Source organism: Sulfitobacter sp. D7 (genome assembly GCF_003611275.1).
Classification (GTDB): domain Bacteria; phylum Pseudomonadota; class Alphaproteobacteria; order Rhodobacterales; family Rhodobacteraceae; genus Sulfitobacter; species Sulfitobacter profundi.
In genome coordinates, this window is the sequence record NZ_CP020697.1 from 47057 (window position 1) to 59674 (window position 12618).

A 12618-nucleotide genomic window follows, 5' to 3' on the forward strand; every position below is an offset into this window, starting at 1 on the left:
CAATGCGGCTTGAAAACTTCAAAGTCATTTCAACGCAGCGCGCTAGATCTTCGCCTCGGGGTAGTGCCCCTTTATTTCCGCGTTGAAAAAACGACCTAGTGAGTCAGCGGACATGAGACGCTCGTACATGAAGGCAGGCACGTTGAAATACTGATAAACGCCGCCATGCCTGAATTGGACCTCGAGCGTTTCTAATTCCGGGTCATACCCGACCTCAGCCAAGTTGCTGGAAGTTACTGGCTGTCGTTCCATCAAATTTCTCCCTCGTTCTCGTCTTCGTTCTCGCCCACTTCTGGTGGCTTCCACTTTGGATCCTGCGCACGCCATACCGCGACAAGCTCATCATAGTTTTCAGGGCCCCTGGGGCGCTTCCAGCTGTCCGCTACAAGCGGATCTTCGCTGTTTGGACGACGGTCTTTGGGTGGGAGAGTGACGCGGCAGCGCACTGGAAGCCGTGCAGCCTCGCCGGTTATTATTGCTTCGCCGGTCCTTAGAACCGAGAGGCTATCGGCGATACCGCTCAGGTTATCGGGCAAAGCGGCTTGTACCTTGCTGCGGTCAGTGGAATTGGTGAGGCGCAACGCGACAAAAGTCCCACACTGGGAGAGAATGGTGTCGTCAATTTCCGAAGGACGCTGGCTGACGATCATTGCACCAATACCGAACTTGCGTCCCTCTTTCGCGATTCTCTGAACCATTTCGCGCGCAGGGTTGTCGGATTCTCGACCAAGATACCGGTGAGCTTCCTCCATAACGACGAGTTGAGGCCGCTTTCGGCCGCCCTCATCGCGCTCGCGACCCCAGAAGAGCGCTTCATAGATAATCGACAGAATCGCCCCGATCAAATCTAGAAGAACCGCGCTAGGAATACCCGACAGATCAAGCACCGTTATCGCTTTCTCGTGGCCAATCCAGCTTTCGAGGAGGGATGGAAGGTCGTTCGTTACGTGGCCCGTCAGGTCAGGCTCCCATTCACCGGGCTTGAGCAGGAACTCGAACTGACGATCGAGCATACGTGATCGCATTCGGTCGAGCTGCTTGCGGATTCCGAGCACACCGACGTTGTTCTGGTAAGGTGCTGAATTCGTTGTTGTGTGCGGCTGGTAGGCTGGTTGACGAAGCGTGGTCGCGTCGCCGGGCTGAATGATCGCCGGTTGTGTCTTGGCCTGATCGAGCCAGGTTTTGACTTCTGGTTCGATCAGCTCGAGCCACAGGTTTCGCAAGCTGTACGGAATAGGGCTGTCGACGGTCATTGAATTCAGATCGACACCAGGCAAATTGTCTGCTTGAGCAATCGCGCTTTTGGCTGCGAAGATCTTGTCGAGTATTGCGGTCGTTGCGCGATCATCCAACTTCCCGCACAGAAAGTTGAGTATTTCGGCCGGCCGTAGTGCCCAGTACGGAATGACCAGCTGCTTCTCGCCGACTCCGGGTGTAATCCGAAAAATCTCAGCGTTGTCGGCGAGCGCGCTGGCATATTCGCCGTGGATATCGAGTAGGAGGATCCGCGCGCTCGGAAAGCCTGCTCCGTCAGGCGCCGAGATTGACCGCAACAAGCTAGAGACAGTCGTGGACTTGCCCGACCCGGTAGAGCCGAGCACTGCGCTATGGCGCGTGACTAGCTTGTCGAGGTCCAGGCGGACCGGAATGCTCTCGGCGTTAGCAAGTCGCCCGACTATCACTTGTCCGGAAAACTCTGCACCGTAGATTTTGGCCAGATCCTCTTCTGTGACCAGATGCACTTCATCGTTCAGGTTCGGATACTGGCTGATGCCTCGCTCAAACGAGGCCTCGACAATCTCGCCAATGAGCTGAACGGTTAGCCATCGTTCGCCGCGGTCTAGCGCATCGACTAGCGTCACCGGTGTCGCACTTGCCCCGACCTCTGATATGATAGCATAAAGATCATGATACCCCTGTGGTATCCGCACAAAGCTGCCGACCTGACCTACCCGGTAGCTTCGTCCTCCGATGATCGCAATGCCCGAAGCAACGCCCTCGAATTGACGCACACTTACGGTCGAACCGGCGACAGAGCCGACATGGCCGAGAAGAGTAGGGGCGTTCATTTGGCCTCCGACGCGGTGGCGGCTGTCGGTGGTGGCGCCTCCGCTGCCAATGCTGCAAGATCCGGTTGTGTCGGAAATGCTTGAACCGATCGTGATGCCGCGAAGAAGCGAGCAAAGGGTTCTATTGCACCGAGCGTGAAGTTTCCTTTGTCGTCCATGTAGGTTGACCTTATCGGCCCCCAATCCTTGCTCGGAAGTTCGGCCGGAGCTTTCCATGCGCCGCGCGTGCCGTTCACCTTGGCCTGGTCACGTGCATAGACGCTAAAGTTAGGCAGACGGCGCGCGAGGTCGCACGCCGGACCCTCTTCATCTAGAATCTTGTACTGGAATGCGAATACGCTGGAGGATGGATTGGCTGCGAGCGCTTCATCTATCCGGGCCGCGATGTGTGCATCGGCAAAAGAAAATCCGATAGAAATGAGTAGCGTGTCGGGGGTGAGCAGGAACGTACGAAGGCGATCGAGCAACGCTGCGTAGGGCGCTTTCTGTGTTTGATCGTATTTCAGGTGTTCGGGGAAGACGAGGTGACTTGCTGAGCTTTGGCCCGTGCGAATTACTTCGCCCTTAGAGCTAGCGCGCCAGCCGAGCGATCCATGGAGCTTCCATAGCCGCGTCCAGCGCGCGGGAAGATCACTGCGCGACACTGAGACGGGGTCGAAGAATGGTTCGCGACCACCCGTGAAGCCATCGAAGTACGGCGCTCGTACGGATTCGAACGCTTCTTCGAACAACAAGTCGTAGTTCGTGGTGAAAATTTCAACGGGATAGTCACGCGTTGTGCCCGTGATCCAATTCACGAGATCTGCATATGCTGATCCAGTCTCGGGCAATCGGACGTCCACGATCTTGCCTATCTCGGAGCAGATCGCTTCTCCGAAGGTCGCAAAGCCTGGGCCGTCGAGATCGTGGACTTTCGACGAACCAATCACTTGGCTCAGAGAGCGAATCCTCGAAAGGATCGTCTCGATGTCATGCTGCGCGAGTTCGGCTTTCAGGCCATCAATCTGTTTTTGATAGGTTGGGGCAAGTGTCGTGAGAACTTGGTCCGTGAGCCCCGCAACTGCCGGGATGAGCGGATAGGTGCCATCGGGTTTTGCCATTCCGGCAGAAGCTCCAGCGCCAACCAACAGCCCGATCCGCTTCCGGCCCTGCGCGACGATCGTCCTAAGCGCCGCCATATACTGATCGGGATTATGAACACTGACAGTCAACTTACGCTCCCTCAACACTTGCTTCTGCATCCTCGCATCTAGCACTTGGTTCAATATTCCACGCTCGATCTCGCCCGTCTACGGCGGCCGTCTGAAAAGGCTCCGGCTTTCCAACCGCATTGAAGCTTGTTGCGCTTGTTAGCAGCGCAGTTTGGATAGTGTGCGCAGGGGGCGTGTCTGTCGTGCGTTCTGTATCCCACTTGGCCGAAATGCCTTGCCTCCGTCATGCGGAAATTAAGATGTCAGCTTACTATGTCAGTTTCATTAGGCTCATGTTGGCGTACAGATGCAGACAGGGCCACTGTTTTATATCATCCTGTTCGGCATTGAATTTGCAGTTTTTTCGCGCAGGGCGTACTTTACGCACCCAATTCTTCCATCCTATCTAATTCTAGCCGAGCTTTTTCGTCATCGAGGCGCCATCGTCTTACGACATAAAATGCGAGCGCCTTACGCGTTTCGATCAGCAAATGCGTTTTGTCGTCAAAGCCATACTCTAGCCGGACGGCTCGAGCTTGCGCATCGGATAGATCTGAACGCGGGCGTATCCACAAGCGCACTAAGCTATTCCAGTCCGTGTCAAAAGGCAGGGGAGCAGGCCGCTCCCGCGTTTTCATCTCAGTTTGTTTCGCTATTCGTATTGGGAGGTAATCGCGGTACGCACTGTGCTTATAGCTCCATGCGCGGAGATAGATTGCCTCTCCGTCAAAATGAAACTGAACTGGACTGATCCACTGAGGGTCGGAGAGGCCGCTTGACATCGAGGTGTAGGTGATCTGGATGTCTCGTTCGCCCTTCATCGCGCGGTAGAGCTGTGCGACGACGGTGGAATCCATCACGCGAGTGGGAAGCGGGATGCTCGCGCCAAGCGATGCCGCCTTGCCATCGAGCAATTCGAAAACTTGTTCCGGGCCAGCCTCAGTCAATGCGCAGTGGTCGCCGGTCGAGAAGTAGGCCTTCTCCCCGGCGTCATAGACTGGCGGCGTGTTCGTCAGAGAGAGATAGGTTCGAAAGTCAACGGCAGCCTGTGCCATCGAGATATTGAATCGTTCCATCAAGTCACGACGGTTCGCCTGACCTCTCCAGGTCAGGCATTGATCGAGGAACAAAATTCGCTCGCGTTGCGCGTGTTTGAGGTCTTCTAGGCTCATGCACGAAGCAGTACTTGACTCGGCGCGCAAGGTCCATACATTTACTATACGTATAGAAAATGGATTGATCGGATGCGAATACTTCATACAGCAGATCTGCACCTGGGGCGGCAGTTCATGGGGTTGAGCCTCGAGGATGATCATGAGGTTATCCTGGGTCAGATCCTTGAAGCGCTTGTGGCCGAACGGGCCGATGTTCTTGTCATTGCGGGGGACGTTTTTGACCGTGCCTCGCCGCCCAATTCGTCGATCCGGCAGTTCAATCGTTTTCTCAAGCGCGTGGCGGAGGAGACCGAAGCCGCTGTGGTGATGATCTCTGGAAATCACGATTCTGGCGACCGGATCGAGGCAATGTCTGTCTTTTCCACCGCGTCTCGTGTGCTGGTGCGCGGGATTGCCGACGCGGTAGAGGCGCCACTGGTGCTGCGTGACGCGCAAGGCGAGATCGCCTTTTCCGCACTGCCCTTTTCCTATGAATACGCCGCACGCGAGGTGTTCGGGGATGAAAGCATTAATGCGCCAGCGGAAGTCGTTGCCGCTCAGATCGCTGCGGCGAGGAGGCAGGTGCCTGATGGGGCGCGTTGGGTCGTCGTGGCCCATGCTTTCGTCGCGGGGGGTGCGGTTGGCGAGACCGAGCGGGCCTTGACGCGAGTCGGGGGTATCGAAACTGTTCCCTCCGATGTCTTCGACGGGGCGGACTATGTTGCACTAGGACATTTGCACAAGCCGCAGGAAGTGGGCGCGAGCCATATTCGTTACTCCGGCGCACCGCTCGCTTTCGGGTTCGACGAGGCAGGAAACGAAAAATCAATGACTGTCGTCGATCTGCAGGCTGAAGGGGCCGAGATCCGCACCGTGCCGTTCCGACCGATCCGGCAAGTGCGCTCGCTTACCGGGGAATTCTCGGAACTTCTGGAGGGAACGCCGTCTGATGATTTCATCCAGGCCATCCTGACGGATGAGAACCCTCTGATCGATCCGATGAAGCGGTTGCGCGCGACCTATCCCAATGCTTGCCATCTGGCCTATGCCCGGCAGGAGCGCGCGGCGGAGACCGAGGCGCTCGGCAGCGGGCGGGCCACTGTGACGCCGATCGAGATGATTGGCGACTTCGTGAAGGTTGTGCGCGGCCGGGAACCAAACGCCACCGAAGTCGCGATCGTCGCGGAAAAGCTCCACGCAGTAGCCTCCGGGGAGGAGCAGACATGAGACCCATTCGCCTATCGCTTCAAGCCTTCGGGCCATTTGCCACAACCGAGGTAGTCGATTTCCGGTCCGCGCTGGAGACGGGTCTGTTTGGAATTTATGGTCAGACCGGCGCGGGAAAGTCGACGCTGTTTTCGGCGATGTCCTTCGCGCTATTCGGGGCGCCGACTAGGACTGATCAGGAACCACGTTCACTACGCTCGGATCACGCCGCTTCGGATCTACCTACCGAAGTCGAATTTGTCTTTGAGCTGGGCACCAAGGCCTACCTGATCCGTCGTCGTCCGGCGCAGGAACGTCCGAAGGCACGCGGTGAAGGGACCACTGAGGACGCGGCGGAAGCTTCTTTATTCGACGTCACCGGGATTCCGGTGGACACTCTTGGTCCGAGTCAGTCCGGCCGTGTCATTGCGGAAAAGAAGGTCTCGCTAGTAGGGCAGCAGGTCGAGGCGCTGCTTGGCTACGGGGCAGATCAGTTTCGACAGATCGTGCTCTTACCGCAAGGCAAGTTCGAGACGTTCCTGGCCGCAAAAACGGATGAGCGGGTCGAGATATTGCGGGATCTTTTCGACGTGAAGGTCTATCGCGATCTCGCCGCAAGGCTGAAGGAAGAAGCCTCAGCGGCAGAACGAGCGTTGCGCGACCAGCGCGCGCTCTACCTGGCTCGCCTCGAGGAACGCGGGTTCGAGAGCGCCGAAGCGCTTGAACTTGGGATTGCTGCAGCCGCAGCCGAAGTCGAAGAAAAGCAGGGCGTTCAGCGTGGTGCGGAGATGGCAAACGAAGCTGCGCGCAAAGCTCTGACCGAAGGCGAGCAAATCGAAAAGGCATTTTCTTCTGCCGACACGGCACAGCAGGCTGTCGATGATCTAGAAAAGAGAACGATCGAGGTCGAAGAGCTGGCCAAGCGCATTGAGGCTGTCCGGAATGCCTTGCAGGCCCGTGATCTTGAGACGGCTTGGTGCGATGCGGAGCAGGATAGCCTGAAAGCGGTGGAGGCTGTCACGAAGGCCGAGGCGGAACTCAACATCGCCACTGGCGCGAAGGAGTTGGCGGAAAAGAAACTTGCTGAGGCACAGTCTGGCGAGGACCGACGGCAACAAGTTCAGGCTGACCTGACAAGGTTGGAGGCGATCGAGAAGCAGGTCGGGCAGGCAGCGGATCTTAGAAGCGCGTTTGACGACGCTGTGAAGGACGAAGCTTCAGCGAAGAAGGCTCTGACCGAGGCCATTGATGCCCGAGAGAAGCTCAAGTCTCAGCGCGATGCGACCGATCTGGCGCTTGATCAAGCGCGAAAGACCGAAACGGAGCGAGGCCAGCTGACCGGTGAGCTGGCCGAGTTCAACCGAGAAAGGGTCAAGGCAGCGGCGTATGCTAGGGCGCAAGAAGCTGTCGCGGATGCTCAACGAAATGTTGAAGCGGCATCGAGTGAACTGGCGACAAGAACCGACGCGGCGCAAGCCGCTGATGCGACCTTGGTAGATGCCGAGGCACGGCTTTCGCGCACGCAAGCGATCATTCTCGCGGAAAAGTTGACCGAAGGGGCGCCCTGCCCTGTCTGTGGTTCGAGCTATGCGGGAATTTGGGTGATGGCGTGATTTGAAGTGCGGCGTATCGTGGCGGGTGTCAAAGCCGGCCAGAACCTCACAAGGAGCGATACGCCATGAAGGAAGATACAACGATCCTGCCATTTCGCCAATCGGAAACGATCGTCGATCCGCTGACAGAGCTTGCTCGGCAAGGTGCTCGTCGGATGCTGGCGGAAGCGCTGAAGGCCGAGGCTGATGCCTTTGTCGCCAGTTTTGCCGATGAGCAGTTGGAAGACGGGCGTCAGCGGATTGTGCGGCATGGATTTGGCCCTGAACGGAAGATTCAGACGGGGATCGGTGCTCTGGATGTCCAGCGGCCCAAGGTGCGCGACCGGATGGCGTCCTCTGATGGGGCAGAAAAGATCCGCTTTACCTCGAACATTCTGCCGAAATGGGCGCGCCGCTCGATCAGCTTGGACGCGCTGCTGCCTGTTCTTTATCTGAAGGGCATATCGACGGGCGATTTCCAGGACGCGCTGTCGGCCATCATGGGGCCGGATGCGCCCAACCTCTCGCCAAGCGTCATCTCGCGTCTGACTGCCGGATGGCAGGTTCAATATGATGCCTGGGCACGGCGGGATCTGTCTGCCCGCCACTACGTCTACATTTGGGCGGACGGCGTTTATCTTCAGGCGCGGATGGAGGAAAATGCCGAATGCATGCTGGTGATCATCGGCGCGACACCGGAGGGCAAGAAAGAGCTGATCGGCTTTCAGGTCGGCCTGCGGGAGAGCGCGCAGAGCTGGCATGAGTTGCTGACCGACATCAAAGGCCGCGGGCTGTCCGTCGCACCGGAAATTGCGGTTGGGGATGGAGCCATGGGGTTCTGGAACGCACTGGACAAAACGTTTCCAGGCACAAAGCACCAACGGTGTTGGGTGCATAAGGTAAAGAACGTCCAGAACTGTTTTCCCAAGCAGATGGCCCCGGCGGTCAAGTCAGATCTGGACGACATCCAGCACGCCGGAACGCGCGCAGAAGCCGATGCTGCGTTGGCAGTTTTCTCCGAAAAGTATGGCGTCAAATACCCAAAAGGTGTTGCCTGCCTGACAAAGGACGAAGAGGCGATGCTTGCATTCTTCGACTTCCCAGCCGAGCATTGGGGCCATCTGCGCACCTCGAACCCGATTGAAAGCGTGTTCGCCACTGTTCGGCACCGAACGGTGAGGACCAAAGGGGCGCTGTCACAAAAGACCGCAAAACTGATGGTTTTCACCCTCATTCAGGCAGCATCGAAAAAATGGCTGCGCCTCAAGGGCAGAAATCAGTTGCCAAAGGTTATCGAAGGAATCAAATTCAACGACGGTGTCGAAGTGACCAACGACACCGAAAACCGCGCCGCCTGATGATGCGCGTCACCCAAATTCAAGCATAGCTCCTGTGGTTCCCATGATCATCCTGCGCCTGCCCATGGTGCGCCTGAACAATCTGGTTTGACAGAAGCGTTTCGGAGCGCTCAGGTTCAGGCTAGAATCGCCTCCGAAGCCAGAGTTCGGGCCGAAAGCGACCTCGGCAATTTCCGAATGCGGCTCGACGAAAAGAAGCGGGCGCTGGAGGAACAGGAGCGCCCTGAGCGCACGTTGGCGCAACTCGAAGCCGAAATCGCGCGGATTGAAGGCACCGTCGCCACGCTTGGAGAGGCGGTTGATCTGGACGCGATGGCGGAGCAGTTGGCCGAGCTCAAGCGCAAGGTGACTGAGGCAGAAACCGGCGAGGCTTCGGCGCGCACCGCTGCGGGGAAAGCCGAGACCGCTCTTGCCGGCGCGCGCGCCAAGCTGGACACAGTGATTGAGGCCCTGCCGAAAGGTCTGCGCACGCCCGAGGCGGTTGTCGCTCGACGGGAGGCTTTGCAGAGAGAGCAAAGGCAACTCTCCGAGGCGCTGGAAGTGGCGACGCAACAGGACCGAGCCGCCAGTGAGGTGCTCACCCGTTCGCAAGAGCAGCTAGAAGCAGCGAAGCGGGCGCGCGACGGGCAGCAGCAGCGCGTGAAGAAGGCACAAGGTGATTTTGTCGCTCGGCTTACCGAGGTTGGGCTGGACAAAGCGGGATATGATGCTTGCAAGAGCCATTTCCCGACTCTAGACGCCGACCGCAAGAAGGTAACCGATCACCGCGATGGATTGATCGCTGCTCGCACGACATTGCATAACGCCATAGCCGCTTGCGCAGATCGTGAACGCCCGGATCTTGCCCCGCTTCAGCTGGCGTTGACAGACGCCACCCAGACCTTGAACGCGGCCAACGCTGCACTTGCCACAGCGAGAACGGATGTATCGTCACTGACCAAATTCAAGGAATCGCTTGCCGCGGCTCTGGCCGAAACCGAGCGGCTAGAAGCCGAGACTGGTCCGCTCCGGGGGCTGGCCGATCTGGCTAACGGCAAGAACGATTTCAAGATGACACTCGAGACCTTCGCGATCGGAGCAATGTTCGACCAGGTTCTTGAGGCGGCGAATATGAGGCTCGACCCTATGACACGTGGTCGCTACCGGCTAACGCGTGGGCTCGAGGCATCTGGCGGTCGCGGCAAGCGTGGGCTCGAAATCGAGGCCTTCGACATCAACACCGGCAAGGCGCGCCCGACAGCCACGTTGTCAGGCGGCGAGACCTTTATCGCGGCACTGGCCCTCGCGCTTGGGCTCGCTGATGTGGTCGAGAGCCTTTCGGGCAGGATTCGGATGGACACAATATTCATCGACGAAGGCTTTGGGAGCCTCGACACCGAAAATGGGGCGGGCACACTGGATCAGGTGATCCAAGTTCTTGCCGCGCTGACAGAGGGCAGTCGTGCCGTGGGCCTGATATCCCATGTCGGGCTGGTGCAAGAGGCTATTCCACAAGGCTTCTACGTGCGTTCGACCCCAAGCGGCAGCCGGGTCGAGGAAAGGAGGGGGCTGGGATGACGGACCGTTGGTATTACAGGAAGGCACACACCCGCCGTCTGTCGACAGGGCGCACGGTATCCGTTCGCGGAGGTTGGGCAGTTCGAGGCGATCGTGAAAGCAAGAAGGGCGCATCCTTCAGGCGGACTTGTCCAATATGCGGGGCGCTGATCGTAAGCGTGGGCATGCCCAGAGGAGGGTGGGTCCATTTTGAGGGCGGCAAAGGCCTGACACGTATTAAACATCCGTGCCTGCATCTTGGTGAAGGCCTGAGCAGGCGGCGCGACGAAGACACGCCAGACCTTTTTGAGGCGAGGCTGCCATTTTAAAATGTCACTGATGAAGCTTGAGAAAAGTTGGCTCAAATCCCACATCTAGTAACTAGAAGCAAACCAAACACCATATGGAGGATAGTATGGCGGTAAATCGTAAAGGAACTTCGACCAAGGTTGCCTCGCTTGCAGCAGACACCCTTTTCAAACCTGGCTCTTCACAGATCGCCCGCAAGCTTGCTGGTTCGGCGTTGTCTCAGTCAAAGACCAATCGGCAAACCGGAGCGGAAATGGAGGACCTCGCGTCAAAGGTACTTCGCAGCGATCGCTATTCTGAAAAGACAAAGACACTTGCCGCTTCGGTGTTGTCCCAGTCGAACAAGAAGCGCTGACTGTAAACAGTATAACAGTGGTTTCGGGTTCAAGCGCTACAGGCCGTGTCTCACGTAGGTAGCGCTTTGGGTCAATCATGAACAAACATTAAACATTTGAGTTGAGCAGATGCGGGCATTTATTTCTTATTCTCATAGCGACAAGGCCGCGCTTGATCGGCTGCACGTCCACCTCAAGAACCTTACAAGGGAAGGGCGTATTGAGACCTGGTATGATCGCAACATCTTGGCTGGTTGCGAACTGGACGCTGAGATTGAACGGGAACTTGAGGCTTCCGACCTGTTCCTGCTCCTGGTGAGCCCCGACTTCATCGCATCCGACTACTGTGTCGAGCGCGAAATGAGACGCGCGCTTGAACGCCACGCCGCAGGGACCGCCCGTGTAGTGCCGATCATCGTGGAGGAATGCGATTGGAAAGCGATGAGGGAGTTGCGCCAACTGAAGGCCGTGCCGACGGACGGCAAGGCGATCAGCGCCTGGGCCAATCCAAACACCGCTTACCTAAATGTCGTGCAGGAACTTCGACGCATCATCGAAGCTGAAGCCGTACCTACAGCTGCGGCGAAAGTAGCCGATGAGCCATCGGCCACACGCCCCTCGATGGCACGCTACCGCGCAAAGCGGCAGTTCGACCAAATCGACAAGGGTGATTTCCGCGATGCTGCCTTCGCCACCTTCAAGGATTACTTCCGACGAGCGATCATCGAAATCGACTTAATCGATGGATTGCGCGGACGCTTCGTTGACAGAAGTGCGACCGCTTTTGGGGCAACGGTTGTCAACAGCGGACATCGAAATGGTACGGCCCACATCTCGGTGCACTGCCGGAGCTCGCAGGTCGCCCTGGGCGATATTTACTACTCGTTCAGCGAAAACGCCGGTGACAACACAGCAAATGGCGGTTTCAACATTTCGGCCGATGATTACGAGCAATTCCTGATTCAAACCATGAACGTCTTCGGTAGAGCTGACGAACGGCTGACTCCAGAGCGAGCGGCTGAGGTGCTCTGGAATGAGTTCATTGGTAACGCAGGTATCAGCTATGACTGAGCGTGTTCATTTCCGCTGCAACAATTGTGGGTACCGCTTCGAAGTCGAAGTGCTTGATGAGTACGAACGTCGCGAGGCCCGCCGTGAAAAGCGGCCGACTAGCGCGGTGCATTGTCCCGAATGTTATCGAACCGATATCCGGAGGGGTTGGGAATGAAGGCTCGTGAGGGAGTCCACACATGCGAAGTACTTTGAACGCAAAATCAGCCGCTCTCGCCGAGGAGCCGAAGGGTACGCTGTTTCTCCTCAAGAGGTACGGCCATCAACCGATCTATGGCATTAAGCTTTCTGAACCATTGGATCAGCCCAACGACAAGCCGACGGTTCTGCTATTGAACCCTGACTTCGGGCGTGAAGGCGAAGCCACTTGGCATCGGATATTCCAATGGGAAGCGGACGAGTGGTGTATCTCCTTTGGAACCGACTGGATAATACAGCCGGATTTCACGGCATCTTCGCTGTCTGAGATGAACGATCCGCAGCAAGAGGCATGCCTGACGATCGGGCCCCAGGGCATTCACTTCCGTGCGGCACCTGGCGAAGGATTCCGGGTCGCCTATCGCCACTTCATCCATGTTGACACCCTAGATCCGGTGAAGGATCTCGGAAATGCCGCCTTCCACCTCAAAGGGTACCGAATCTTCTTGAACCGAGAGGATTGGGACAATGGGCGCCCCCCGATCTTTCAGCACGGCGTCTAGGCGACAGCCACTTCTCTTTCAAAGCCAGGAATAGATACTTGCTATGTCATAGGGTGATCGTTGCGCCATGTGTGAACGACCGTTTCACCGATATCAC

General features: G+C 57.4%; 11 protein-coding genes. 7 read left to right on the top strand and 4 right to left on the bottom strand.

What is annotated here, in order from left to right:
- Positions 1–42: 42 nt before the first annotated feature.
- The 4 genes from B5M07_RS18245 to B5M07_RS18260 form a co-directional block, all read right to left on the bottom strand.
- Complete coding sequence (locus B5M07_RS18245) at positions 43–252, bottom strand: KTSC domain-containing protein (RefSeq protein ID WP_065331067.1); 210 nt, start codon at positions 250–252, stop codon at positions 43–45.
- On the bottom strand, positions 252–2069 hold the full coding sequence (locus tag B5M07_RS18250; RefSeq protein ID WP_081285330.1) for an ATP-binding protein: 1818 nt from the start codon (positions 2067–2069) through the stop codon (positions 252–254). The genes B5M07_RS18245 and B5M07_RS18250 overlap by 1 nt, the downstream gene beginning before the upstream one ends.
- Entirely contained in the window at positions 2066–3280 is a 1215-nt protein-coding gene (locus B5M07_RS18255; protein WP_081285333.1) for an SIR2 family NAD-dependent protein deacylase, read from the bottom strand. Before B5M07_RS18255 ends, B5M07_RS18250 begins: the two co-directional genes overlap by 4 nt.
- Before the next feature lie 359 nt (positions 3281–3639).
- On the bottom strand, positions 3640–4575 hold the full coding sequence (locus B5M07_RS18260) for a WYL domain-containing protein (protein WP_162619162.1): 936 nt from the start codon (positions 4573–4575) through the stop codon (positions 3640–3642).
- Between B5M07_RS18260 and B5M07_RS18265 the strand changes: the two genes are divergently transcribed.
- The 7 genes from B5M07_RS18265 (at position 4549) to B5M07_RS18300 (ending at position 12521) form a co-directional block, all read left to right on the top strand.
- Positions 4549–5640, top strand: a complete 1092-nt coding sequence (locus B5M07_RS18265; protein ID WP_247740487.1) for an exonuclease SbcCD subunit D — start codon at positions 4549–4551, stop codon at positions 5638–5640. The genes B5M07_RS18260 and B5M07_RS18265 overlap by 27 nt on opposite strands.
- Positions 5637–7232, top strand: a complete 1596-nt coding sequence (locus B5M07_RS18270) for an AAA family ATPase (RefSeq protein ID WP_120352555.1) — start codon at positions 5637–5639, stop codon at positions 7230–7232. The genes B5M07_RS18265 and B5M07_RS18270 overlap by 4 nt, the downstream gene beginning before the upstream one ends.
- 65 nt (positions 7233–7297) lie before the next feature.
- Positions 7298–8569, top strand: a complete 1272-nt coding sequence (locus B5M07_RS18275; RefSeq protein ID WP_120350436.1) for an IS256 family transposase — start codon at positions 7298–7300, stop codon at positions 8567–8569.
- Positions 8570–8746: 177 nt separating this feature from the next.
- Positions 8747–10126 (top strand): SbcC/MukB-like Walker B domain-containing protein, encoded by a 1380-nt coding sequence (locus B5M07_RS18280; RefSeq protein WP_120352556.1) that lies wholly within the window; start codon positions 8747–8749, stop codon positions 10124–10126.
- Between the two features lie 394 nt (positions 10127–10520).
- Positions 10521–10769, top strand: coding sequence for a hypothetical protein (locus B5M07_RS18285; RefSeq protein WP_065331062.1), 249 nt, complete (start codon positions 10521–10523; stop codon positions 10767–10769).
- Positions 10770–10878: 109 nt separating this feature from the next.
- On the top strand, positions 10879–11820 hold the full coding sequence (locus B5M07_RS18290; protein ID WP_065331061.1) for a toll/interleukin-1 receptor domain-containing protein: 942 nt from the start codon (positions 10879–10881) through the stop codon (positions 11818–11820).
- Positions 11821–11999: 179 nt separating this feature from the next.
- On the top strand, positions 12000–12521 hold the full coding sequence (locus B5M07_RS18300) for a hypothetical protein (protein WP_065331060.1): 522 nt from the start codon (positions 12000–12002) through the stop codon (positions 12519–12521).
- Positions 12522–12618 lie beyond the last annotated feature (97 nt).